At 48.2% G+C, this 24,398-nt stretch carries 21 protein-coding genes; 8 read left to right on the top strand and 13 right to left on the bottom strand.

The genetic code is table 11. From position 1 onward, the window contains the following. Positions 1-134: NifU family protein (locus EA392_06775; protein TVR39299.1), on the bottom strand; the 134-nt coding region annotated here is incomplete at its 3' end. 92 nt (positions 135-226) lie between these two features. Here EA392_06775 and EA392_06780 point away from each other — a divergent pair. The 4 genes from EA392_06780 to EA392_06795 all read left to right on the top strand — a co-directional run bounded on the left by EA392_06780 (position 227) and on the right by EA392_06795 (position 3,801). Then, complete coding sequence (locus tag EA392_06780; GenBank protein ID TVR39300.1) at positions 227-625, top strand: hypothetical protein; 399 nt, start codon at positions 227-229, stop codon at positions 623-625. A gap of 78 nt (positions 626-703) precedes the next feature. Then, a complete protein-coding gene (locus tag EA392_06785; protein ID TVR39301.1) occupies positions 704-2,923 on the top strand; it encodes a TonB-dependent receptor in 2,220 nt (739 codons plus the stop codon). Next, the gene (locus EA392_06790) at positions 2,901-3,299 is read left to right on the top strand and encodes a heavy-metal-associated domain-containing protein (protein TVR39302.1); all 399 of its coding nucleotides are present in this window, start codon (positions 2,901-2,903) and stop codon (positions 3,297-3,299) included. The genes EA392_06785 and EA392_06790 overlap by 23 nt, the downstream gene beginning before the upstream one ends. Further along, a complete protein-coding gene (locus tag EA392_06795) occupies positions 3,286-3,801 on the top strand; it encodes a gamma carbonic anhydrase family protein (GenBank protein TVR39303.1) in 516 nt (171 codons plus the stop codon). Before EA392_06790 ends, EA392_06795 begins: the two co-directional genes overlap by 14 nt. On the opposite strand, the gene murI is transcribed toward EA392_06795, so the two are convergent. From murI to EA392_06815, 4 genes are all read right to left on the bottom strand, one after another. Next, positions 3,798-4,604 carry a glutamate racemase gene (gene murI / locus EA392_06800; GenBank protein ID TVR39304.1) on the bottom strand — a complete coding sequence of 269 codons (807 nt, stop codon included), beginning with the start codon at positions 4,602-4,604 and terminating at the stop codon, positions 3,798-3,800. The two genes, EA392_06795 and murI, sit on opposite strands and share 4 nt — an antisense overlap. A 235-nt stretch (positions 4,605-4,839) precedes the next feature. After that, the gene (locus EA392_06805) at positions 4,840-5,142 is read right to left on the bottom strand and encodes a hypothetical protein (protein ID TVR39305.1); all 303 of its coding nucleotides are present in this window, start codon (positions 5,140-5,142) and stop codon (positions 4,840-4,842) included. Positions 5,143-5,155: 13 nt separating this feature from the next. Further along, complete coding sequence (locus EA392_06810; GenBank protein TVR39306.1) at positions 5,156-5,335, bottom strand: hypothetical protein; 180 nt, start codon at positions 5,333-5,335, stop codon at positions 5,156-5,158. A gap of 82 nt (positions 5,336-5,417) precedes the next feature. After that, on the bottom strand, positions 5,418-6,860 hold the full coding sequence (locus EA392_06815) for an NADP-dependent isocitrate dehydrogenase (GenBank protein ID TVR39307.1): 1,443 nt from the start codon (positions 6,858-6,860) through the stop codon (positions 5,418-5,420). 84 nt (positions 6,861-6,944) lie between these two features. Between EA392_06815 and EA392_06820 the strand changes: the two genes are divergently transcribed. Further along, positions 6,945-7,874, top strand: a complete 930-nt coding sequence (locus EA392_06820; protein ID TVR39308.1) for a LysR family transcriptional regulator — start codon at positions 6,945-6,947, stop codon at positions 7,872-7,874. Between the two features lie 62 nt (positions 7,875-7,936). Here the strand turns inward: EA392_06820 and EA392_06825 are convergent, their stop codons facing one another. Then, positions 7,937-10,591, bottom strand: a complete 2,655-nt coding sequence (locus EA392_06825) for a S9 family peptidase (protein TVR39309.1) — start codon at positions 10,589-10,591, stop codon at positions 7,937-7,939. 155 nt (positions 10,592-10,746) lie between these two features. Between EA392_06825 and EA392_06830 the strand changes: the two genes are divergently transcribed. Both EA392_06830 and EA392_06835 read left to right on the top strand, forming a co-directional pair. Then, positions 10,747-12,579 carry a hypothetical protein gene (locus tag EA392_06830; protein ID TVR39310.1) on the top strand — a complete coding sequence of 611 codons (1,833 nt, stop codon included), beginning with the start codon at positions 10,747-10,749 and terminating at the stop codon, positions 12,577-12,579. A 393-nt stretch (positions 12,580-12,972) separates the two neighbouring features. After that, complete coding sequence (locus EA392_06835) at positions 12,973-13,848, top strand: universal stress protein (protein ID TVR39311.1); 876 nt, start codon at positions 12,973-12,975, stop codon at positions 13,846-13,848. Between the two features lie 54 nt (positions 13,849-13,902). Here EA392_06835 and EA392_06840 read toward each other — a convergent pair whose 3' ends face one another. The 5 genes from EA392_06840 to EA392_06860 all read right to left on the bottom strand — a co-directional run bounded on the left by EA392_06840 (position 13,903) and on the right by EA392_06860 (position 18,420). Then, entirely contained in the window at positions 13,903-14,487 is a 585-nt protein-coding gene (locus EA392_06840; GenBank protein TVR39312.1) for a phosphohydrolase, read from the bottom strand. A 32-nt stretch (positions 14,488-14,519) separates the two neighbouring features. Further along, positions 14,520-16,289: a HAMP domain-containing protein gene (locus EA392_06845; protein TVR39313.1), complete on the bottom strand. Its 1,770-nt coding sequence runs from the start codon at positions 16,287-16,289 to the stop codon at positions 14,520-14,522. A 22-nt stretch (positions 16,290-16,311) separates the two neighbouring features. Then, positions 16,312-17,235, bottom strand: a complete 924-nt coding sequence (locus tag EA392_06850) for a hypothetical protein (protein ID TVR39314.1) — start codon at positions 17,233-17,235, stop codon at positions 16,312-16,314. Then, complete coding sequence (locus EA392_06855; protein TVR39315.1) at positions 17,235-17,798, bottom strand: YfiR family protein; 564 nt, start codon at positions 17,796-17,798, stop codon at positions 17,235-17,237. Before EA392_06855 ends, EA392_06850 begins: the two co-directional genes overlap by 1 nt. A gap of 121 nt (positions 17,799-17,919) precedes the next feature. Then, positions 17,920-18,420, bottom strand: coding sequence for a ferritin (locus tag EA392_06860; GenBank protein ID TVR39316.1), 501 nt, complete (start codon positions 18,418-18,420; stop codon positions 17,920-17,922). A 62-nt stretch (positions 18,421-18,482) separates the two neighbouring features. Here EA392_06860 and rnr point away from each other — a divergent pair, with 62 nt between their 5' ends. Further along, a complete protein-coding gene (gene rnr / locus EA392_06865) occupies positions 18,483-20,654 on the top strand; it encodes a ribonuclease R (protein ID TVR39317.1) in 2,172 nt (723 codons plus the stop codon). Positions 20,655-20,658: 4 nt separating this feature from the next. On the opposite strand, the gene EA392_06870 is transcribed toward rnr, so the two are convergent. Then, positions 20,659-21,411: a DNA-binding response regulator gene (locus EA392_06870; protein TVR39318.1), complete on the bottom strand. Its 753-nt coding sequence runs from the start codon at positions 21,409-21,411 to the stop codon at positions 20,659-20,661. Beyond that, entirely contained in the window at positions 21,404-24,394 is a 2,991-nt protein-coding gene (locus EA392_06875; protein ID TVR39319.1) for a PAS domain S-box protein, read from the bottom strand. Before EA392_06875 ends, EA392_06870 begins: the two co-directional genes overlap by 8 nt. Between the last annotated feature and the right edge of the window lie 4 nt (positions 24,395-24,398).

The following is a 24,398-nucleotide window of genomic DNA, read 5'->3' on the forward strand; positions in this document are numbered from 1 at the left end:
GCCTCAGCTGCCGACGCAAATTCAGCCACGGCGTTTCCTTCTATAAGTAGCCTGTCTGCCACAAACTTCATGGTTCGCGGATTGGGCGTCATTTCTGCATATACATTGGTAGGAATCATCGTTTCAGGTGTCAATAAGTTGTTAAATCTCTTGTGAAGACAAAGGTAAGGAAGTAACTTTACCTTTCCGAGTCCGAAATTGTTCTGTCATCCGGGCACATTTTATCATGCAAAAACTGGTGCACATACTGTTTGTAGGCATGTTCTCTCTGCTTCTGGCGGGAGGTTCTGCGGGCTTAACGCTGCATAAAATGGCGTGTTCCAGCAGTGGCAAGATCAGCTTCTCTCTCGACAGGGATTTTTGTTGCTCCTGGGATTGGGGCGGCCAGCCTGAAAACAGCATATCTCCTGTTTGTTGCGACTTTGATGAGATTCTTTTCCAGCTCTCCAGCTATGATGTGGGTGGCAAAGACGCTCCATCTATAAGTGTTGGGATTCCAACGGTAATGATTCATGTGCCGGCTCCTGCCGTTGCCAATGAACTCGCTCCCCGGGCCATCTCCGACCGCGCTCCGCCCCTGCCGCACAACCGTCGTCTTGCACGGCTGTGTACTTTCCTGATTTGAAAAGGTGATTTCTGCCGGGTGCTCGCATAGCGCTCAGGCACATCTCGCTCATTTTTTCACCTTTTCAATTCACAAATCATGATTTCAAAAATTCTGACTTCTCTTCCGGCGCTCTGCTTTGCGCTTGCCATGCACGGGCAAAGTAACATCCAGGGTGTAGTGTCCGGTATGGAAGACAATGAAAGCACACCGCTTCCCGGCGCAAGTGTTTACTGGGTCAACCAAAGCGGGGGCACAACCACCGATGAGTCCGGCCGCTTTACTCTTTCAGCGCCGGCCAACCTCCCGGAACGACTCGTGGTGAGTTATGTGGGTTTCCAAAACGACACAATACTGGTTCATGATGTGGGTCAAAGCATAACTGTTACCCTTAGTGCCGCCGTTACCCTGCGCGAAGCCGAAGTTGTGTCGCGTCAAAAGGCGGTAAGCATGTCGACGATGGAGACCGTAAACACGGTTCACCTGAGTCGTGAGCACCTACAAAAAGCCGCATGTTGTAACCTCAGCGAAAGCTTTGAAACCGATGCCTCCATCGACGTGGTGGAAAACGATGCTGTGGCGGGCACACGCAAAATTCTGATGCTGGGGCTTGACGGCACCTACAGCCAGATTCTCTTTGAGGGAATCCCGCTCATTCGCGGATTGCAATCAACCTATGGGCTCACGTACATTCCCGGCACCTGGATTGAGTCCATTCAGGTTTCCAAAGGTGCCGGCTCCGTGGTAAACGGCTTCGAGTCCATGACCGGCCAGATCAACCTGGAATACTGGAAGCCGGAAAATCACGACCAGGGCCGCGCTTTCTTCAATGCTTACGCCAACCACATGGGGCGTCTTGAGGGGAATGGTTATTTGCGGCAGAAAATCAATGATAAATGGAGCACGATGCTGCTTGCACACGGCCGCACCAGCTTAATGCGTATCAACAACAACGACAACGGTTTCATGGATATGCCCATGGACAATGAGATACAAGTCTTGAACCGCTGGAAATACCAATCCACCAGAAGAGAAAGCGTGTTTGGTGTGCGTTTTTTAACCGACGACAAATTTGGGGGGCAAGTACAGTTCGACCCCAGAACCAACAGGCTTGATCAACCGTGGTACGGCATGCAGGTGAGAACAAGGCTTATCAGCGGTTTTGGGAAGTCGGGGTTTTTGTTTCCTGAAACCCCCTGGAAAAGCATTGGTTTACAGGCTTCTGCCACCTACCACGAGCAGGATGCCTTTTTTGGTCTCCGCGACTATCAGGCAGCTCACACCAGTGCATATTTCAACGGAATTTACCAGACCATGATTGGCACCACCGATCACGTTGTGAAAGGAGGTGTAAGCTTTCGTGGCGACGATTATCGCGAGTCGTTTACCGACTCAACTTTTAACCGTACTGAGATCATTCCAGGAGCCTTTGCCGAGTACGCCTGGACGCACAATGAAAAGTTCTCGCTGGTAGCGGGATTGCGGGCAGATTTCCACAACCTTTTCGGAACCATTGTGAGCCCCCGGCTTCATACCAAGTACAACCTTGGGCCTCTTTCGGTTCTCCGGTTTTCCGGAGGACGAGGCTTCAGAAGCCCGGTGCTGTTTGCTGAGAACATCAGCCCGTTGGTGAGTTCGAGGCAGGTGACGGTGGTGGAAACACCCCGGGCGGAAGTGTCGTGGAATACCGGCGTATCATTCCTGCAAAAATTCACCCTTGCTGGCATGGAGGGGCACGTAAACATAGACTACTTCTACACCTTTTTCGAAAACCAGCTGATTATTGACATGGATGAAAGTGCCCGGCAATTGATCTTCTACAATTTGGATGGACAGTCTTATTCGCATGCAGTTCAGGTGGACTTCCTTATTGAGCCTGTTGAGCGCTTCGAGGTAAAGCTCGCCTACAAGCACTACGAGGTGAAAACCACTTACCGCTCTCAGGGCCTGATTGACCGCCCGTTTGTTCCTCAGGACCGCGCGCTGATTAACCTTGCGTACAACACGCGCCACGACATCTGGAAGTTTGATATTACCACCAACTGGTTTGGCTCTGCCCGCATTCCCTCTACGGCCGAAAACCCTGTTGAGCACCAGCGCAGAACATCCTCACCCAGCTTCTTTATGCTGAGCGGACAAATTACACGCACTTTTAAGTTTGGCGAAATATACCTGGGAGGAGAAAACCTGAACAACTTCAGGCAGCCCAACCCCATTATTGATCCGCAAAACCCCTTTGGAGACATTTTTGATGCATCCATGATCTGGGGCCCTATCGCGGGTGCAATTGTTTACATTGGATTCAGAACAACATTTTAAAACCCAAAAAACCATGAAAACCCTAACAACCTTTGTCTTCCTGTTTGCTTTCGGCATTGCCACAGTAGCGCAGGGCAACGACGACAAGTTCGCAACTCTTCAAATAGAAACTTCAGCCGTGTGCGACATGTGCGTAGCTACTATTGAAAAAGGTTTTGCGTTCGAGAAAGGTGTGAAAAACGCCTCGGTAAATCTCGGTGAAAACACCGTCTCCGTAACCTACCGTAAAAGTAAAACCGACCCCGAAGCCTTGCGCAGTGCTCTGTTGAAAATGGGCTATGCTGCCGATGGTGTGCTTCCCGACAAAAAGGACTACGACAACCTTCACCACTGCTGCAAAGCAGATTTGCCTTTTCACGACCATGGCGATCATTAAACCGGTAAGGGGCCTCGAGCCCCGTTTTGGAGACAACTGCTACCTGGCTGAAAACGCAACCATTGTAGGCGACGTTGAAATGGGAAACGAATGCAGTGTTTGGTTTCAGGCTGTAATTCGGGGCGATGTACATTACATCAAAATGGGCCACAAAGTAAACGTTCAGGACGGCGCGGTAATTCACTGTACCTATCAGAAAGCCCCCACGCAAATCGGAAACAACGTTTCAATCGGGCATCGTGCATTGGTTCATGGCTGCACTATTCACGACAACGTGTTGATTGGAATGGGCTCGATTGTAATGGACGGAGCGGTGATAGAATCGAAGAGCATTGTGGCCGCCGGAGCCGTGGTGCTGGAAGGCACTGTTGTTGAAAGCGGATCGGTGTATGCCGGAGTTCCTGCACGAAAAGTAAAATCAGTGGATAAGCACTTGTTTGAAGGAGAAATTCAGCGCATTGCGAACAACTATGTGATGTATGCAGATTGGTTTAAGCCCTAAAGTGTAGCCCAGAGGTCGGCAGTTTCAAGTCGCACCTTTTCGCCAAAAAACAGGCGCGTGCTTTTCTCAAAGGAGTCTGTGAAGTCGGAAACGTAAAAGTGGTGTTCTGCGGGGTGTGTTTCACCCTCGTGAATGTCGTTTTTAAGTTGAGATGCCAATATACTGGCCGCATCGAGCACGTCCACACCGACACTCTTGTAGTACCGCTCTACCTCTTTGCGAATGAGCGGGTAGTGCGTACAACCGAGAATTAGCGCCGATATACCTTTCAGGTGTTTGCTGCCCAGGTAATTGTTGATGATGGTCTGGCTGATGTTATTGTTGAAAAAACCCTCTTCAATCATTGGCACAAGCAAAGGGGTGGCCAGCGACTTGACTGTGAGTGTAGGATTAAGCCGCTGAATGACCCGCGGATAGGTTCGGGTTCGGATGGTTCCTTTGGTTCCTATCACGCCTATTCCTGAATTGATGTAGTTCGATGCTACGTGTTCGGCCACCGGGTCAATCACATTGTACACCTTGATTTGGGGGCCGGCTGCAGCAGCAATTTCGTTTCGTGCTATGCTGGAGGCGGTATTACAGGCCACCACCACCGTTTCGCAACCCTGCTCGGCTAAAAAGCGCGTAATGCGCAGCGAGTAGTGCTTAATTGCTGTGGGCGATTTGTCACCATAAGGCAGGTGAGCTGTGTCGCCAAAATAAATAAGTTGACGATTTGGAAGTGCCTTGTGAATAGCAGCAGCTACTGTTAACCCTCCGATTCCGGAGTCGAAAATACCGATGGGAGCGAGGTTCTCTGCCACGGGGTCGAAGATAGGGAAATTGTATCCGCCAAATTATTCTCTTGCGCAGATCATGAACCTATGAATTTACAGGGGTGGTGAAAACAACACTCCCAACAAAACATTACAGGATACCTTACCTGACCCACCATGGCATCAATCGCTGCCCTGCCGCCAGAGAACATTTCGTTTTACAAGAAGATTAGCACCCCGCTATCCTTCACTGAATGCACTAAACATTTTGGGGTACGCCAGATTAACCCATTGCAAGTTTCTTCATTTCAGAGGGGTAAGAGCCTATGCATACAGCGGCTTCCACGCGCAACTCTGACTGATTGCGCTTTGCTTCCTCAATCAACTCCAGAAGCTCCATTCTCGCATCTTCAAGTTGCGCCAACTTGATCTGAATAACCGGATCGGGCTCTTCATAGCGTACCTGATAACACAGGTTTTTAGCCTTGTAGAAGTTAATTTTCTTATCTATCAACGCAATGATAACATCCTTGGCTTCGAGGTGTGTAAAGTAGTCATTGAGTAAAAGTATTTCAAGGTTTTTCATGATTCAGGGGGTTTTAAAAAAGATGTACCGAGGCCTTCAATTTTACAGGTTCATCATTTTGGGTTAATTCCTGACGCAAACGCGATGCTTCGTTTTGTAACTGCTTTATTCGCTGTTCGCGCATTTTGATATCTTCTTCATTGTCCACACGCGTTATTTTTTGCTCGTGATATTTGATTTTCACATCTATCATTCTAAGGACTAGCTCAACGCCTTCATTTCGGGGGTACGTGCCATTGATAAGCTCTATGTTCATCGTTTTAATTTTTAGTGGTTTACTGTCCCTGGCCGAGGGAAAAGCCTTGTTTCCCGTCGAACAGATAAAGGTTTTCGGTTTTGATGGCATCAACACCTGCATCGGCGGCTCGCTGTAAGAGGTTGATAATATCTTTTGGCTGAATGACAGCACCCGATGCCAGTGGTTGATACCGGCATCGCCAGTGGTCGGTACAAAAGGTTTCACTAAACCCTCCAGGCCAGACCTTAATACCACGGTTGGTAATCATCGCCAGCGACAACTGCGAATCATTGAGACCATTAAGCAATTCGCCCAGTTCGTCGGGGTTTGTGCCGGGCCAGTGTACAAAAACATCTACCCCCACGAGCTCTTTATTCAACGGTTGTTTGCGCTGATAGGGCTTTATGACAATGGCTTTTCCGGCACCCTTTGAAACAGGCTCGAGGGTTTGGGGTGCTTCGCCCAACCTATCGATAACAGCCTCTGCAAAAGCCTTGGTGCCCACCCGCTGTTTGCTAAGTCCGTGACGGAATATATCTTCTGTGTGCACGCCATCTTCAATGGTTCGAAGCCAGGCGTTATGTATTGTTGCTCCAGTATCCCCTTGCCCGATGTGGCTGAGCATTTGAATGGCTCCGTGCAGCAAGCCTGAGGGGTTGGCTACGTCTTTCCCCGCAATGGGAGGAGCGGAGCCATGAATAGCCTCGAACATAGCACATTGCTCGCCAATATTGGCAGACCCGCCAAGTCCTACTGAGCCCGTAATCTGCGCTGCCACGTCAGAAATGATGTCACCATAAAGGTTGGCGGTAACAATCACATCAAAAATTTCCGGGGTATCGGCCAAACGAGCAGCTCCTATGTCAATAATCCAGTGGTCGATTTCAATGTCGGGGTACTCCCCGGCGATTTCACGAAAGACCTCGTGAAAAAGACCATCGGTTTGCTTCATGATATTGTCTTTGCTGAAGCATGACACCTTTCGGCGGCCCTCATTTTGGGCATATTCAAAGGCGTATCGAATAATTTTCTCGCAGCCCGGGCGGCTTATAAGCTTGAGGCACTGAACCACTTCGTCGGTTTGGCGGTGCTCAATACCTGCGTAAAGGTCTTCTTCATTCTCACGCACTATCACTACATCCATGTTGGGGTGGTTGGTGCGTATAAAGGGATGCAGGCTTCGGCAAGGACGAATGTTTGCAAACAGCCCCAGGGCTTTGCGTGTTGTTACGTTCAGGCTTTTGTACCCGCCTCCCTGCGGGGTGGTAATGGGTGCTTTCAGAAATACCTTGTTTTGTCTAATGGTATCCCAGGCTTCAGGAGCAATTCCTGATGTATTACCAGATTTGTAGACTCGTTCACCTATTTCTATTTCATCAATGGTGAGCGCAGCGCCCGCCTTTTCCAAAATTTTGAGTGTGGCCGCCATGATTTCGGGACCGATGCCATCACCGTGCGCAACTGTTATTCTTGTAGACATTGATTTGATTTTGGAGTGCAAATTTCAGAAACCTAAGTCATAGATAATAATATATATTTGCGATAAATATCATTATCCTTCTTTATGAACTACACTCTTCATCAGCTACAACTTTTTTTAAAGTTACTGGAAACCAAAAGCGTAACAAAAACAGCAGAAGCCATGTACCTCACCCAGCCGGCTGTTTCGCTGCAGCTAAAAAAGTTGCAGGAGCAGTTTCGGGAGCCCCTGTTTGAGGTTGTTTCGCGGCGCATACACATTACGCCTTTCGGTTATGAAATTGGTCTGGCTGCCGGCAAAGCATTGGAACTGATGGAATCTATCAACCATCGTTCTGAAGGCTTTGAAGGTAAGCTCTCGGGTCGACTGAGAATTTCGGTAGTTTCAACAGGAAAGTACGTGTTGCCTTATTTTTTAGCTCCTTTTATCCATCAACATCCGTCTATCAACCTTTCGATGGATGTAACCAACAAGTACAAGGTGGTTGAAACTCTTGAGCATAACGAAGTAGATTTCTCACTTGTATCTGTTATACCTGAGCACCTCAGTCTTGAGAGGTTGGATTTGCTGCCCAATAAGCTATATCTTATTGGTGGGCGGAATGACCGTGGTCTTGCTCAACCCAAAAAGCCGGCCGATCTTGAGCAACACCCCTTGATTTACCGCGAGGAGGGGTCGGGAACAAGGCTTACCATGGAGCGTTTCCTTGTGTCGTGTGGTGTGAAACAACGCAAAAGGCTGGAGCTCACCTCCAACGAAGCGGTAAAGCAGGCCGTTATTGCAGGTTTGGGTTACTCTGTGATGCCGTTGATTGGCATCAAAAACGAACTGCAGAATGGTGACCTGCGGATCTTACCCATGAAAGGCTTACCGCTGGAAACTACCTGGAGCCTTGTGTGGCCGCGGGGCAAAAAGCACGCCCCAACCGCTGCTGCGTTTGTTCAGTTTCTCGAGGCTCAAAAAGAGGGCATTGTGGAGCGCGATTTTGGATGGCAGGTAGCGCTCGACACCTGAGCAAAAAAAGAGCGTCACGGGTTGCTCCTGAACCCGTGACGCCTCAATCAATAAACGGTGCCTTAAATTTTGCGCACAGTGGTGACCACAGCGTTACCCATGGCCGGGATGACCTGCTCGTATTTTTCCGCCAGTCCGGCCTCCGGGTTGATCCAGTAGGTTGTTACGTCGGCCTCGTTGTCTACAGCTGTCACCGTAACCTTCCAGCAAGAAGCTCCATTTACCTCTTCGCGATCATGTACTTTCAGGTTTACCTGCTTTGACTTGAGGGTCATCATGTCGGGCATTGAGAACGTGAGTGCGTACCCTGCGTCGAGCGGCAGTCCGGCCAGAACTTTATCCATTCCCGCGCCATCGCTCACAAAGGCACCTGAGTATACAATTTCCATGTCTTGCCCCATGGCTTTAACAGCCACTATTCCGGGGTTAAAGATCATTACGATAGTTTGACCGGCCTGGTTAATGACGCGCTCTCCAGGGCTCATATCCGCGTGGTAAGACATCACATCTTTGCTCTCTCCCATCGGGCCGCGCGAAACATCGGTCACCACCCACTGGTCGGCATTTTTAGCCACCTCCCGGGTCATGGTCATGTCAAGCTGTTGACCCTGAACCGACATTTTCACGTCGTATTCAAACGAGCCCTCCTTGAAAACCCTTTTAAGCTCGGGAAGCGCATCGGCAGAGCTTACCTCTGCTTTTGGCTCATAGGTTACTGTGGAAATGTCAACGCGAAGTTCTTCAAGCCTTTTGGCTACATCCTCTGGCATATCTTCCTGGTATCGCCCTCCGAGAATACCGGCCAGAAACTTCTCTATTTCGGCAAACATCGCCATGTTATTCACAGGCTTAGCAAAGCCGTGGCCCTCATCATCGGCCAGCAGGTAGCTCACCTGTTTGCCGCGGTCGCGCATGGCAATGGCAATCTGATCGGCCTCGGCTTTTTTCACACGCGGGTCATTGGCTCCCTGTATAATCAGCAATGGCTTCACAATTTTGTCGGCGCTAAAAAGAGGGCTCGCCTCGCGAATGCGCTTTTCCCCTTCTGGGGTGTTGGGGTCACCTACCATTCCGTGGAGGTAAGCGCGGGCAGATTCCCAATAAGGAGGAACGCTCTCGAGCAGGGTGAAGATATTGCTGGGGCCTACGATGTCCACCCCGCAAGCGTAGAGGTCGGGTGTGAAGGCCAGTCCGGCGAGGGTAGCGTAACCGCCGTAACTACCACCCATAATGGCGATGCGCGATGGGTCGGCAATTCCCTCATCAATAAGGTGTTTAGCGCCCCAGGTAATGTCGTCTTGCATCAGCAAGCCCCACTGCATGTCTCCTGCGTTCATAAATGCCTTTCCATAACCTCCGCTAGCCCGGAAATTGGGCTGCATTACGGCGTAGCCACGGTTGGCAAGAAACTGCACAATTGAGCTGTATCCCCAGTAATCGCGGGGGCCTTTTGGGCCTCCGTGCACAAGAATAACCACCGGTAGGTTTTTGGCCTCAACTCCTTGCGGTATGGTCAGATAACCCGGAATTTCGAGTCCGTCGCTGCTTTTGTAGCGGATGGGCTTCATGGGTGCCAAATGCTCTTCTACCTTCTTTAGTTCAGGACGCGGGGTGTACTGGTGAATCAGCTCGCGGGTCGCTGTGTCGAAAAACCACGACTCAGAAGCGTACCTGTCTCCCGAAACGGACACCAGAAACTTTGAGTAATCGCGGGTGGAGCTTTGAAAGCCCACTTCTCGCCCCGGAAATTTGGACTTCAGAAACTCGTAGTTTTCTTTCCATGTATCATCTTTCCAGTAGGTACGGCGCTTATCGTCCACATAGCTGGTAGATACCATTTTGCGCGTATTGCGATCCATACGCATGCCGCCAAAATCCACGCGGCCTTCGGGGTCGCTTTCCAGAAGTTTTTTGTCACCGGTTTCGGGGTCCATCAAAAAGAGTGTGCTCAAATCAAGCTCGCCCTTATTGGTAACGAGGTACATTTTGGTGTTGTCCTCGTTCCAGCCATATACGCCGGCGCTCTCTGTTACCAGGGTTTCGTACACCGGCACCAGCTCATCACCTTTTTTATAGAGAATCTGGGTGGTTCCGGCCTCGTCTGTGCGGTAAAGCAACCGAAGGTTGTCGTCCCAGTCGAAACCATAGCTAGTGATGCGATCGTTGTTTTCGTAGATCAGTTCCAGTTCGCCGGTTGAGATTTTCAGCGAGTAAAGGTCGTGCCAGGCTTTATCCCGGTCGTTCAATCCAATCAGGAACAAGTCGGGGTTCTTGTCGCTCGCCTGATAAATCTGTGCTGTAACGTCTTCGCGTGGCGTGAGGTTTCTTGCCTCCGGCACTTTTCCCTCTTCGGCTTTTGCCATCGGGTCAACGGCAAAAATGTTCATGTTTTCGTCGCCGTCTTTATCCTTAACAAAAAGAATGTACTTACCATCAATGCTCCATGAATAGCCGTACATGGGGCGCTTGCTATCGGTAATGGCTCGGGCGGCGTCAAAGGGCTCGTCAAATTTTTTGACCCAGATGTTCATAATGCCATCGTATTCTTTCAGAAAGGAAATCCATTTTCCGTCGGGGCTGAGTTGGCCTCCTGATATTTCAGGGTTTCCGAAAAACAGTTCGCGATCCAGTAGTGGTGTTTCCTGGGCTGATACCAGCCCGGTAAATGCTGCTAAAAGCATAATAATGGGTGTTTTGAAAAATTTAATTCTTTTCATTGTGATGTATTTGATTTCCGATTGTTGGATTGAATGCTGAATGAGCCCGCAAGTTACGCAGCTTCACCTGAAGTGCCCCAGTATATTTTATTGGAGCGGCACATTACGAGGATAATTGGGATGATCGGGATTTTGATAGGAATTTAACTACATTCATGCCAATCAACCCAGTAGCCATGAGACTCTATCTTGTTCTGATATTTACCTTCTCATTCAGTGTTCTTTATGCACAGAAAACAGATTCTGGTTATACCTTGGTTTTTGACCGGGAAAGTACTGTTGACTCGCGAAAAGAAGCGGCATACGCAATGGGATTAACGGATTTCGCAGACCTACACCCTTACTCAATGCTTGCGGTTCGGGGCGACGAGATGCCTTCCTCTGACTTGTTGGTAGTTTTTGGTGTCAAGAGCATTGGCGGCTTTTACATGAAAGGTGAAAACACATTTGGGGCAGAGACAGGCGAGTTGTTTGCCGTGCTCAATCAAGGCGTTGATGCCGGGCGTGCTCGAGCGCTTTGTGACCGCCTCAACCTGAAAGCACCTGTTTCCAATGCTTTTCTGCCTCATATTCTGAAAATTGAAACCGGGTTGTATGTAAATCACAACGAGGTAGCTCAGGAGCTGGAGCGCAGCGGCTTGTTCAAGCTGGTGGTTCCGCGGGTCATTTTTTCGGTATCTGACTGCTCCGTGAACGACCCACACTTTCACCGCCAGTGGTCCTTAAAAAACAATGGTACCGCCCTCCAGGGAAACGGAACACCTGGGGCTGATATTGACGTAGAACTCGCCTGGGAAATCACGACTGGTAACGCTGATATTGCTATTGCTATTCTCGACAGCGGTGTGGATACACTTCACCCCGACTTAAGCAATAAGCTTTTACCGGGATACGACGCGATGGATGGAGAAACCCAGGGGTACCCGGTACCGTCATTTGCCAGCGATGGCCATGGAACAGCTTGTGCCGGAATCGCAGCCGCCGAAACCGACAATGGTGAAGGTGTTGCCGGCGTGTGCCCTGAATGCATGTTGATTCCCGTACGTGTGTTTACCTATGTTGAATTATTTGGACAGGTCATTCCGTTTTCAGACGCTGAGTCTTTTGTGAATGGCATCAGCTGGCAGTGGCAAGTGGCCAACGCTGATGTTTCGAGTAACTCGTGGGGCTTAACAGATGACATGCTGGCGCTCTTTCCGGGGCAGGATTTGCTGGTAAACGAAGCCATCGACGCTGCGTTGAATCAAGGTCGCGACGGGCTGGGTCTTATCATGGTATTTAGCAGTGGTAATACCGGTGATACCGATGTTGAACCGATATGGCCGTCTCGCTTGCCCGGCACTTTTGCAGTGAATGCTACAAGTATGTGTGATGAACGAAAGTCGCAGACCTCTTGCGACGGCGAAAACTGGGAGGGCAACACCGGCCCCGGGCTGGATGTATCGGCTCCGGGAGTGCGTATTTCCACCACCGATATGGTAGGCGCTGACGGGTACCACAGCAGCAACTACTATCATTTCTTTAATGGAACCTCTGCCGCGTGCCCCATTGTAGCCGGTGTGGCCGGGCTTGCGCTCTCACTGGACCCAGGCCTGAGCCGCCAGTCATTGGAGTCGGCATTGCGTCGTGGTTGCGAAAAAATAGGCGGGTACAATTACGACACCAATACTCCTGACGGCACCTGGAGCGCAGAAACAGGCCATGGGCGGATCAATGCGCACATGGTGCTGCTTGAAGTTCCTGCCCTCAATGTGCAGGAGGCATACCACACTGGGGTTATTCACTTGAATCGTGGGGCGGAGCATGAACTCATTGTAGAGAGCGGATTGGCTTCCTGGTGGGTGTTTGACTCGATGGGGCGGCTGGTTATGACGCAAGGGGAGAGCAACAACCTTATTTTACGCAGGGGTGATTTTGCGTCAGGCTTGTACATGGCAACCTGGCAGAGCGGAAACCAAAACGGTGTGGTGAAGGTCTTGATTCCCTGACATAGGTACAAAAAAAGCCCCGCGAGGCTGAGAACCTGCGGGGCTGAAACTGTTGCTGAGGGCTTGTAGATGTGATAAATGAACCAACCTATTTAACCAAATCTATTAACCAAACTATTAACCAAATGCGCCCTCGTGGAATGCAACAGCCGTTATGAAAAGAACGTTTGCTTTCTAACGTCAAACTCCCTGCCATTGTTATCCAACTACCGGAAGCAACGTTGTATTTAACACTTTTTGCGGCCAAGCCGCCACTTTCCGTTGAAAGTTCAGTAGTAAAACGAACGTAACCTGCTGAAATTGCCTGAGAAACTGTAAAATTATGTTAAGCCTGAAATGTGATTAAATGGGTAAGGGCCCGTTTTGGAAGGGACTTTGGTTGGGGTTAAAAAAATGTATATTTGGCGGGTAAACCTTTCCATCACGACCATGAGTAAAACAATCATCGTTCCTACTGACTTTACACCCATCGCAGAAAATGCGCTGGAGCACGCCATCGCTGTTGCCAAAACCATTGGCGGAGAAATTGCGCTTCTTCACATCGTTCCTAAAAAATCGCATGTGGAGGAGGGCCGCACCAAGCTTAATATGTTAATTGAGCGCTTCGCTGAAATCAACCACGTAATCAGCATCAAACCGGTTATCCGTGTGGGTACAATCTTTGAAGACATTGGAGACGTAGCTGAAGAGCTTGAAGCCGAATTGATTCTAATGGGCACACATGGGCTTCGCGGTATGCAGTTCATTACCGGAAGCCACGCGTTGAAAGTTATTACAAGCAGTTCAACGCCTTTTGTGGTTGTGCAAGAGAGCAAAATCAAAGAAAGCGGATACGACGACATCATTGTTCCTTTGGACTTAAGCAAGGAAACCAAACAAAAGCTCAGCATTGTGGCCCAGATGGCTAAATACTTCAAGTCCAGGGTACACCTTATGATTCCGCGCGAGAATGATGAGTTCCTGAAAAACCAGCTTGACCGCAACCTCAACTATGCCAAACAGTATTTCTCTGATGAGGGAATTGAGTTTACCACCAAGGTAAGCGAAGAAAAAAGTGGCGACTTTGACGAAGGGATTGTGGCGTATGCCAAGGAAATCAACGCTGACCTGATTGCGATTATGAACCTGGCAGCTAACTCACTTGTGGGCATGTTGGGCAGCGGTTATGTTCAGCGCATCCTCACCAACGATGCGCAGGTACCCGTATTGATTGTGAATCCCATCAGCACCACGATTTCCAAAACGTTTTTCCGCGCAATGGGCGGTTAATTATCACGTTGAATTATACTCTACCAGGCAATCAGCCCGCTGTGGAGTGTTGTTTCAATAAGCACTGAGGCGGCTCTTTATCTCCTGGAGATGAGCCGCCTTTTTAACTTGCCTCAATCTGATGGCAGACGGCGTAAAGTAGCGGTGAAGGTTGAAAAACTTAACTTGTATTTCGTCCCACTGTTTATCGGTTTTTATGATGCCATAGTGCATGAGCTCTACCTTAAGGCTATCAGCTATTGGGTGAAAGTCGTCTCTTCCGAGGTAGTCAAGGTCTGCGTCGCAAATTATTTCGTCCAGCTTGTTGTACGGGTGGTGTGGGACTCGAGTGGCTAAAATCATCTGGCCAATGGTGGCTACTTCCTCCGGGCTGTATCCGAATTGAGGCAACATCTCTGAGGCTATACCCGCGGCGAGCTCTTCGTTGTCCATGTATTGCTCACAAAAACCAATGTCGTGAAAAAGGGCGGCGGTGCGCACCATGATTGTGTCGTGCTTTGAAACACCTTCAAGGTAGCAAAGTCTGTCAGCCGCGCGAACCACGTCAGCAGTGTGTTTGATATCATGGTAAATCAACACATCCTCAAGCTCGTGAGCAAGCTTGGCAAACACCCAGTTTTCTGCTTCTTTGTAGTGCATTATCGTTTAGCAACAGGTAAAATTACGCATTCTTAAAAACCCACACCCACCATCAGGATATCATCTACCTGTGGGTGTCCCTCCATCCATGTATCGAGCCTTAACATGAACTCCTTTTGCTGCTCTTCCATGGGTAAGTGATGGGCAGACAGTATCATGCTTCTGAACTGCTTATACATGAACTTCCTCCCTTTTGGGCCGCCAAACTGATCTACAAAACCATCGGAAAAGAGGTACACCTTATCTCCCGGCAACATCGGAACTGTGTGTTGCTCAAAAACCACGTTGTCGCGTTCAATACCTCCAATTGAGCATTTGTTGGGTTTCAGTTCCTGAAGCGCACCGTTGCGCACAAGGTAGAGTTGAATATTGGCCCCTGCGTACTCGAGCGTACGTGTTCGGGTATCAAACACGCACAGGGCCATATCCATGCTGTCGCTTACGTTGTTCTCCTCGTTGGTTTTGTGCAGGTTTTGCTGCGCTATGAGGTGAAACGACGACAGAATCCGCTGTGGAGTAAGGTTTGCTTCGTTATCCTTTACCGCCTGATTTAAACCATTGAATCCCACAAGGCTCATAAATGCTCCTGGTACACCGTGCCCCGTGCTGTCAACCACTGCAAAAAGTTGTTTGTTCTTCAATTGCCTGAACCAATAAAAATCGCCACTGACGATATCGCGCGGTTTGTAAAACACAAAGCTGTCCGGAAACATTGTGCTGATTTCGCGCATGGGCGGCAGGATGGTTTCCTGCAGCCGTTTGGCCGAACGGATACTGGCAGTTACATCCTGGTAGAGTTCTTCTATTTGGTGGCTTTTTTCAACCACCTCCTGGGTTCGTTCTCTTACCTGACGTTCGAGGTTCCGTTCATTGTCGCCAAGTTCGCGAGCCATTTTCAGCAAAGCTGCGCCCAGTTTGTCTTCGTTGCTCAGCGGTTGGTAGGGGTAATCAAAGTTTCCCTGCCCCACTTTCTCGGCAAATTCGGTAGTGTGTTTTACGCTATCTATAAGCGTATTGAGTGCTTGCGCCATCTCTCCTATCTCATCGCGGGTAATTTTAACCGGCTCTTTGGGCACCACTCCCCTACCCATAGAGAGCAGTGCTGTTTTAAGCTGGCGCACGGGCCTCACAATGGATCTTCCTGTAAGAAGAGCAATAAGAATACCCCCCAGAAAAAGCCCTATTCCAAACGACCGGAGGTACACCTGTAACTGGTCGAACCCGGCGTGCATCTCAGCGCTGTCCCGATCCACGCTTTTTCGGATTTTGATAATCAGGTTATTGAGGTCAAAAAGAATTTCTTTGGCCTTTTCGTCAATTACACCGCCCTCTTCGGCCAGATCGCGTGCATAGAACACATTAAAGTCCTCGTCGTAGCTGCGCATATCCGGCAATTCCTTTTTAACAATCTCGTAGAGCTTAAGGAGTTCATCAATCGATTTGGTAATTCTGTTCTTCTTGATAACGTCATTCTCATCCCATGCAAGTGCTATTTTGTTCAGGCCTGCAATGATCTCCGGTAAATCCTCTTCGGTAATACGCTTCAGGGTGCGTTTTTCCTCGGTGTCTTCGCGGCTTTGCACAAAGGCCCAGTTGGTAATGAGCATTCGGGTGCGAATCACTTCATAGCGCAATTTTTCCAGCTGCTGCACCGACGGAATGTACACTTCATTGATGCGGTCGTTAATTCGGCGGGAATCTGTAAGGGTTTGGTTGGTAATAAGGAACACGAGCAAAATGCAGAGAATGATTACCCCGAAGCCAGTGTATAGCTTGCCTCCTATGGTAAACCGAAATTTCATGCCGGGGAGGCCAGGGGCTTCATTATTTGTTGGTTTGTTGGGTGTCCTTGAGCATTTCGCGGTATTTGTTCGCTTCCTCGTTGTTATTCAGGCTCAGGTAGATTCCCCTCAACGCGATGAGCGTTTCTCTGCGCTTGGGGTCAAGTTCATGTGCTTTAAGCATAAAGGGAAGCGCCTCACGGAACAACTCCACACTTTCGGCCTGAACCTTTACAATAGTTGGTATTTGAGCCTCCGCATCAATTTGCTCAATACCATAAGCGCCTTCGTTGTACAGGTTGATGGCAGTGTTGTAATTCGCCCCATAGTTTTCGGGGTCAATCTCAAGTACAACTTTGTAATTATCCAGCGCTTTAAACAGGAATTCTTTGTGCTTGTTGCGATCCTGCTCGTAGATTTTTCTATTGCTGGTTGCCAGGGCTTTAAAGTAAGTAATGTCGCGCTCTTCAAAGTTGAATGACGGTTCAATTGCGCGTTGAAGGTCTTTATAGGCTGCGTAAAGCTCTTCAGAGCGATGAATGGTTTTAGGGTCGAGTTCGCGCATTACCACCACCGCATCATTGTAAAGGGAAGAGGCAAGGTAGCGCAGCGATTTCAAGTTGTTTTCTTCGTACGCATTGCCGGCATCCAGTTCCATGGAGCGCTTGTAGGATTCAATGGCTTTTTCCCTGTGGGAGTGCCGCAAAGCATCGTTTTTAGCCTCATTGAACAGGTCTTTGTATACGAAGCCACGGATGTGCCAGCTCATGGCCTCCTCTTTACCTTCTTCTGAAACCACAGCAGCATCAATGAGCGATGCCGCACGAGCATAGTCTTTTTGCTGATAAGCCTCGTAAGCCTGTATGGTGGTAGCGGGCTGGGCCTGCACAAGGGGTGCCGTCAACAGAGCCGCACTCAACAGTGTGCTGAAGAAGATCAGGTTGTATGTGAGCTTTTTCATACGCATCAGTTTTCTACATGTAATGCGAGACCTTTCAATGACATGCCTACAAACAGGTTGTTTCGCTCTGCATTGGGAACGCTCAATTCGAACTTTAGATTATCGTCAACCACAATAAAATTGATTGCAACCCCCTTTGTGAGGGCTCCCTTGTGGTGAGAAATGAGCAGGGTGCTTGTACCATTCACATAGCTAATTACATCATCGAGAGATGAGCTGAATTCGTTGTCAACAAACAAAATGTGGCAGGTGGTGAAGTTCTGCGTGTTAGAAATTTTGCGAATTTCTATGGGCTGGCTACCAATGGTTTTACCATTATACTTAGTAACCAATTGCTGGTACATACTGGAGCTCCCCATTACACCTATGATGAAGTTGCCTTTTTTGAGATGATCGGGCCAATCTATCATCTTTGCAAAGTTGTAGATGTAACTGGCTTTGATGATGGCGGCAGTATCCTTTTCATCAAAGCGAGGTCCTTCAGGGTCGGTGGTAGGCGCAAAAGCCAACACCACCGACAATAGAGTCAGTACTGCCAAACACTTCAGAAAAGATACACCGCGCATCATGGGTTAAAGTTAACGCTACTTTCCTATAATGGTCATTGCGTGGATATTTGTTTTCCACGGTGTTATCTTAATAGCCCCGAGCCATCATTTACTTGCCCCGTTGCTAATAAATTTTGCTGGTCTATCTGTGCGCAGAAGGCATGTTCTCCAGGTCGCGATCAAACAGGTACAGCCCTCCCTTATCATTTCCTATCATGTTGAGTTTATCCATGATGGTTCGGGCCTGTGCTTCCTCTTCAATCTGCTCAGAAACATACCACTGCAAAAAGTTGTGGGTGGTATAGTCCTTCTCTTCCAGGGTGGTGTGAACCAAGCCGTTGATTTCTTCTGTTACCTTGATCTCATGACCTAACAAAGATTCAAAAATATCACCCAGGCTTTTGAATTTAGCTGGTGGCTGCTTGAGGGCAGGCACAATAGCGTGCCCCCCACGTTCATTGATAAATCGCACCAGTTTGAGCATGTGCATGCGTTCTTCGTCAGACTGTGTGTAGAGAAATTTAGCAGTGCCATTGAAGCCCTGGGTTTCTGCCCATGAAGCCATTGAAAGGTAAAACTGTGAGCTGTCTGCTTCTACCTCTACCTGCCTGTTAAGCGCCTTTTCTATTTTTTTGGATAGCATAATTGTTCTTAGTTTTAGCGAATTCAAAGTTAGGTTTTATCTGCCTACTAACAAACCTGTCGGTGTTCCGTTTAAAAATCATGTCGCGCAAGAAGAAAAAATCAGGCCAGGAAAAGAAAGGATCACCAGGAAAATCAGCCGGGCAGGATTTGTCGGTGGCTGTCATTGCTGCCTTTAAGCGGGAAGAAAACCGCCCCATGAATTACAAGCAGTTACTGGCCAGCATGGGCTTACACAAGCCCGCAAAGGGCGTGCTTCAGCGGACCCTCGAGAAAATGCTGTACAGTGATTTACTGGACGTGACCAGCCGGGGTAAGTATCGCCTGGTTGATTTTACCCCTGGCGAACTTACCGGTGTTTTGCAGGTAACCCGGCGCGGCGTAGGATATTTACTCACCGAGCAGGGAGAGGAAGATGTGGTGATTAATCCCAAAGACATGGGAACGGCCTTTGATGGTGATACCGTGGCGGTTGTTCTGAAAGGAAAACGATCGGGTCAGCCTTCCGGCCGCATTGTGAAAGTGCTTCAGCGGGCCAGCACTACATTTGTGGGAGTAATTCAAATAAGCGAGCGGTACGCTTTTGTGGTGCCGTCTAACCAGCGCATTCACGTTGATATCTTTGTGCTGCGCAGCAATATTGGTGGAGCCCGAAACGGACAAAAAGTCATTGTTGAAATGACCGGCTGGCCTGATGAATCGGAAAACCCGGTTGGAAAAGTTGTGGCCGTTTTGGGTAATCCCGGTGATCACGAGGTAGAAATGCACGCCATCATGGCAGAATTCGGGTTGCCCATGGACTTTAAGGCTTCTGTTCAGGAGGCTGCCGACAAAGTGGATACTCAGATAACTCCTGCCGAAATCAAGCGCCGCCGCGACTTCAGAAAAGCCACCACTTTCACCATTGACCCTGTAGATGCGAAGGATTTTGACGATGCGCTTTCGGTAGAGTTCCTCAAAAACGGCGTTGTTCGGGTGGGTATCCACATTGCCGATGTCTCGCATTACGTGCAACCCGGCGATGTGCTCGACAATGAAGCGTACCAACGTGCTACTTCAGTGTACTTGGTTGATAGAGTAGTGCCTATGTTACCGGAGGTTTTGAGCAACCTTGTTTGCTCGCTGAGACCCGAGGAGGAAAAGTTGTGCTTTTCTGCAGTTTTTGATTTAGATGAGAACGCAGCCATCAAGACTGAGTGGTTTGGACGCACGGTTATCCGTTCAGACCACCGTTTTACCTACGAAGCTGCCCAGGAGGTAATTGACGCTCAAAAAGGGCCCTACCTCAAAGAGTTGAATACCCTTTTGGGTTTGAGCAAGATTATGCGCAAGGCCCGAACCGCATTCGGGGCCATAGAATTTGGTGGTAGTGAAGTACGCTTTGACCTTGACGACAACGGTAAACCCATTGGTGTGCGGGAGAAAAAGCTACAAGACACCAATCGGCTGATTGAAGACTTTATGTTGCTTGCCAATCAGCGTGTGGCCATGTTTGTAAGTCAGCGTAAACCTGACAACCCCATTCCTTTTGTGTACCGCGTGCACAACGAGCCGGACGAAGACAAGCTCACCGAACTCCGGGCATTTGCCCAACGCTTCGGTCACGAAATGAAAGCCGCTAAAAATAAAAGTGCCGCTTTTGCCATTACCGAACTACTGAGGAATGTAGCCGGTAAACCCGAAGAGAACCTGCTTCGCCACATGGCTATCCGAAGCATGGCCAAAGCCGTGTATAGCACCCAAAACATCGGACATTACGGTTTGGGCTTTCAGTTTTACACCCACTTTACTTCACCCATTCGCCGGTATCCTGATGTGATGGTGCATCGCGTGCTGGAGCGCGTGCTACAAGGTGAGTCGGGTCCGGATCAGGACACACTGGAATCGTCGTGCCGGCATTGCTCGCTGCAAGAAAGAAAAGCTTCCGAAGCCGAAAGGATGTCAATCAAGTACAAGCAGGTAGAGTTTATGATGGAGCGCGTTGGAGAGGTTTTCGAGGGTATTGTTTCGGGCCTCACCAGCTGGGGGATTTTTGTGGTGCTCAACGACAACGCCTGCGAAGGAATGATGAACCTTCAACAAATGGAAGGCGATTATTTCGTTTTTGATGAGGAGCGCTACCGTGTTGTGGGTAAGCGAACCAAAACGGTATTCGAAATTGGCGATACGGTCACCATTCGTGTAGTGCGCGGCGACCTGATTAATCTGCAATTGGATTTTGAGTGGGTTCCCTAAACCTCTACACGAGGTTGATGCGGTTATTTAACTCGTCTTTGTATGACCCCCCGATTGGAATCACTTTTTTATCGTTTTCCAGAATCAGGTTGGGTTGCTCAATGGCCGCAATTTTGTCCAGCCGCACGATAAATGAGCGATGCACGCGCACAAAGTCTTCCGATGGGAGTTTTTTCTCGATATCCTTCATCGTGGAGTGAATGGTATAGCGAGAATTGAGTGCGTTGATAACCACGTAGTCTTTTAGGGCTTCCACAAAGTAAATGTCTTCGGTTCTGAGTTTTACCAGTCGAGAGTTGGATTTCACAAAAATAAAGTCCTTGCTGTCTTTGTTCTCCACGATAGAGTAGAGCATGTCGCGCTCTTTCCGCACTTCGCTTTCCCGCTTGTGCTTATAGATGGCCATCTCAATAGACGTGTGAATATCAATTTCCTTGAATGGCTTGATGATATACCCGCACGGTTCGGTTACTTTAGCCCTCGCGAGGGTTCCTTCGTCAGCGTAGGCAGTGAGATAGATTACCGGGATATTTAGCTCGCCCCGGATCTGGTCTGCTGCTTCTATACCGTTCATGTCGCCTTTCAGCATGATGTCCATCAAAACAATATCAGGCATGTTTTCACGGGCAAGCTCAATGGCCTTCTCGCCCGTAGATGCAGCTCCTACTACATTATATCCCAGTTTTTTGAGGCTCTGTTGAATGTCTTTTGACACGATGCTTTCGTCCTCAACCACCAATACGTTTGTCTTAGCCATGGCTCAGTGTTCGTTCGTTTACTTTTTCAAATGTAATGAAATATTCCGTTCCCTCGCCCGGCTTTGAACGGAAGCTTACCTCTCCGTCCAGCTGCTCAATAAGCGTAAAAACCAACTGCAGTCCGAGCGTATCTGTATCTTCAAAGTTAAAATCTTCTGTTACACCCACCCCGTTATCACTCACCCCCAGTTTCACCTTGCCGTTCTCTTCGCGGATTGAAAGTTTGAGAATCCCTTTCTGTCCATTAGGAAATGCATATTTCAATGCATTAGAAACCAGCTCATTAACAATAAGCCCGCAAGGTATTGCCTGATCAAGGTTTAGAAAAACCCTTTCGAAATTGGTCTTGAGCTGAAGGAGTTGTTGACCAACACTGTAAGAATGAACCAGGTTCTTGGTCAGGCTCATGATGTAATCAGAGAAATCAATGGAGCTGAAGTCGCTGGTTTGGTATAGGCTTTCGTGGATAAAGGACATTGACTTGATACGATTCTGGCTTTCCCTCAGTATGCTCAGCGTGTTCTCGTCTTTTACGTACGATGACTGGAGGTTGAGAATGCTTGAAATAACCTGCAGATTGTTCTTTACCCTGTGATGCACTTCCTGAAGCAGTATTTCCTTTTCGTGCAAGGACTCGCGCATTTGCTTTTCAATGCGCTTTTTATCGGTAATCTCATGGGCCATGCACGATAACTCGCTTACTGTACCGTCCTCTTTCCTGATGGGATTGAGAAAGGTCTCAATGTAAAAGGTTTCCTTTTTGTTAATTTTCAACATTCCTTCAAAGCGATTGGATTTACCTGCCAGTGCTTCGCCATAAAGCTGTTTCATGCCGGCTTGCAAATCCTTTCTCACATAGGGTTTGATTTTCTCCATGAAATTATCGCCAATATGAATTTCAAGACCTAGGTTCTTGTGCATTAAAAGCCCGAAATTGGTATTGTATGATGTGACCCTGAACTTGTGGTCGAGGGTCCATATCATCATGGCCGAAGAGTTGAAAATGGACCCTATTTTAGCCGTTTGCTCCTTAATTTTTACTTCAGCCTGCTTCTTGTAGGTTACCGAATGGGCAATGCCACTCAATTCTACCACCTCATTTTTTTCGTTCCGAATCGGGTTGAGAAAGACGTCATACCATTCTTGCTTCTTGTCGTTATCCAGAAAATGACATTCAAATTGCTGTGATTCGCCTGATGAAGCACAATCGTGGTACTTACCTTTCCAAAAAGCTCTTTCAGTTTTACTCATTTGACTGCCGAGTCCGTTAAAAACCTCTCCATATCGCAACTCCTGCCCTGTAAGTTTTTTTACTACCGCGGCAAACCTGTTGTTATAGGAAGTCACTCTTCCTTTTAAATCCTGCGACCAAATCAGATAATGGCTGCTTTGAAAGATAGAACGAATTTTTGCTGCTTGTGCTTCTGCCTCGGCCTGTGCAATTTTTTTGTCTGTTATGTCCAGTATAAGCTCTCTGGAGCCCATATAAACACCTTTTTCAAATACCGGTGATGAATTGACCTGTACAAATCTGGTTTTGCCCTTGTGGTCCACCAACTCAAATTCAAGGTTATTGATAGACAACCCTTTGTTAAGATATGCTTCGCGTTGTTCGCGCACTGTTTTTCGCTGACCGCGTTTTACCATTTGCAGCAGATTCAAATTTTCTGCTTGAGATGATTTTGCAGCCAGAAGCTTTAGTGCTGCTTTATTCCAGTACTTTAAGTTGCCTTTAGGATCAATCATCAGATAGGCATCCGACATGTTATCAAATAGGTCGCGATAGAGTTCTTCGCGGTAACGCAGGTTCTCGGCAGCTTCCTTTTCCTTGCTGATATCGCGCGATACACCCATGGATCCGAGGTATTTTCCATCTTTAGAATGCAGACGTGAAGCTGAAAGGAAGGCTATAAAAACTTCACCGCTTTTTCGCTTGTTGCGAACCTCCATGGCTATGCTTTTTTGCCCGGCCAGGGTTTTACGCACTCTTCTGTATTCAAGTTTGTCAGCAAAAAGCATTTCAGTTGTGGTACCCAAAACATCTGAGCGCTTGTAGCCAAATTGTTTCTCTGCCGCTTTATTGAACACACTTATTTTGCCGTTTTCGTCTTCGGCAATAATCATATCCATCGAGCTCTCAATCACTGCTTCATTAAAGTTACGCGACGCTTCCAGTTCGCGCTGGGTCACTTTGTGCTCTCTTATCTCGTGCTTTAGAATCTGATTAATTTCTTCTGCCAGTTGAGCACGCATGCGTTCATGAATCCAATGCTTGCGCTTAGAAAGGTTGCTCAAAATTGTGAGCTGAAATTTTCTGCCCCCCACATTCACATGTACCGTCCGTTCTTCAAGATAAATGGTTTCACCATCCGGATCAATCATCGAAAACTCGTGTACTTCGGGTAATTTTCCTTTTTTCCATTCCTCGAGGCGCAATTTCATCGTTTCTCTAACGTTCTCAGGAAACAGGGCTTGAAATTGTCTTCCTACCACTTCAGCTTTTGATTCCAATCCCATCAACCACGCCGTAGAATCATTGATAAGCACTATCCGTCCTTTTTCGTGTACAATAACACCATCGGGTAAAAAATCCATCCACCCCAATTGAGAGAGAGGAACGTTGAAGTAAGGAGTTCCGGGTATAACAGCATGAAATTGAGCTACAATTAACCCTTGTTCGGAATGGAGAGGCGTGAAAGCAACTTGCAATTCGCTGGCAAGTGCATTACAATCTGCCTTTGCCTGCCGCAAGGTCATTCCCTGTTTTTCAATTTCCTCTTTGATTGATGAAAAGGACTTTCCTTTACAAAACTGAATATTTATCAGCCTTTTAGATTTTTCAATATCGCCTTTCTCGGTAAGAAGAAAAGCAGCACTTTCAGAAATCCATATGACTGTTTGCCGGGCACAATCCAACAATGCCACAGGAATATTGGCCTTTTTCCAATGGCTGATGATATCGTTGTGGCTTAGACTGATCATTTCA

This window comes from Cryomorphaceae bacterium (assembly GCA_007695365.1).
GTDB lineage: Bacteria > Bacteroidota > Bacteroidia > Flavobacteriales_D > SKUL01 > SKUL01.

Excerpts from the sequence above, each read along its gene's own strand:
- EA392_06840 (TVR39312.1), bottom strand. The coding sequence starts at position 14,487 with ATGCACTACAAAGAAGCAGAAAACTGGGTGTTTGCCAAGCTTGCTCAC.
- EA392_06830 (TVR39310.1), top strand. The coding sequence starts at position 10,747 with ATGCCAATCAACCCAGTAGCCATGAGACTCTATCTTGTTCTGATATTT.
- EA392_06835 (TVR39311.1), top strand. The coding sequence starts at position 12,973 with ATGTATATTTGGCGGGTAAACCTTTCCATCACGACCATGAGTAAAACA.
- EA392_06850 (TVR39314.1), bottom strand. The coding sequence starts at position 17,235 with ATGCGTATGAAAAAGCTCACATACAACCTGATCTTCTTCAGCACACTG.
- EA392_06815 (TVR39307.1), bottom strand. The coding sequence starts at position 6,860 with ATGTCTACAAGAATAACAGTTGCGCACGGTGATGGCATCGGTCCCGAA.
- EA392_06810 (TVR39306.1), bottom strand. The coding sequence starts at position 5,335 with ATGATAGATGTGAAAATCAAATATCACGAGCAAAAAATAACGCGTGTG.
- EA392_06785 (TVR39301.1), top strand. The coding sequence starts at position 704 with ATGATTTCAAAAATTCTGACTTCTCTTCCGGCGCTCTGCTTTGCGCTT.
- EA392_06820 (TVR39308.1), top strand. The coding sequence starts at position 6,945 with ATGAACTACACTCTTCATCAGCTACAACTTTTTTTAAAGTTACTGGAA.
- EA392_06805 (TVR39305.1), bottom strand. The coding sequence starts at position 5,142 with ATGAAAAACCTTGAAATACTTTTACTCAATGACTACTTTACACACCTC.
- EA392_06860 (TVR39316.1), bottom strand. The coding sequence starts at position 18,420 with ATGCTATCCAAAAAAATAGAAAAGGCGCTTAACAGGCAGGTAGAGGTA.
- EA392_06845 (TVR39313.1), bottom strand. The coding sequence starts at position 16,289 with ATGAAATTTCGGTTTACCATAGGAGGCAAGCTATACACTGGCTTCGGG.
- EA392_06780 (TVR39300.1), top strand. The coding sequence starts at position 227 with ATGCAAAAACTGGTGCACATACTGTTTGTAGGCATGTTCTCTCTGCTT.
- EA392_06875 (TVR39319.1), bottom strand. The coding sequence starts at position 24,394 with ATGATCAGTCTAAGCCACAACGATATCATCAGCCATTGGAAAAAGGCC.
- EA392_06870 (TVR39318.1), bottom strand. The coding sequence starts at position 21,411 with ATGGCTAAGACAAACGTATTGGTGGTTGAGGACGAAAGCATCGTGTCA.
- EA392_06855 (TVR39315.1), bottom strand. The coding sequence starts at position 17,798 with ATGATGCGCGGTGTATCTTTTCTGAAGTGTTTGGCAGTACTGACTCTA.
- EA392_06825 (TVR39309.1), bottom strand. The coding sequence starts at position 10,591 with ATGAAAAGAATTAAATTTTTCAAAACACCCATTATTATGCTTTTAGCA.
- EA392_06795 (TVR39303.1), top strand. The coding sequence starts at position 3,286 with ATGGCGATCATTAAACCGGTAAGGGGCCTCGAGCCCCGTTTTGGAGAC.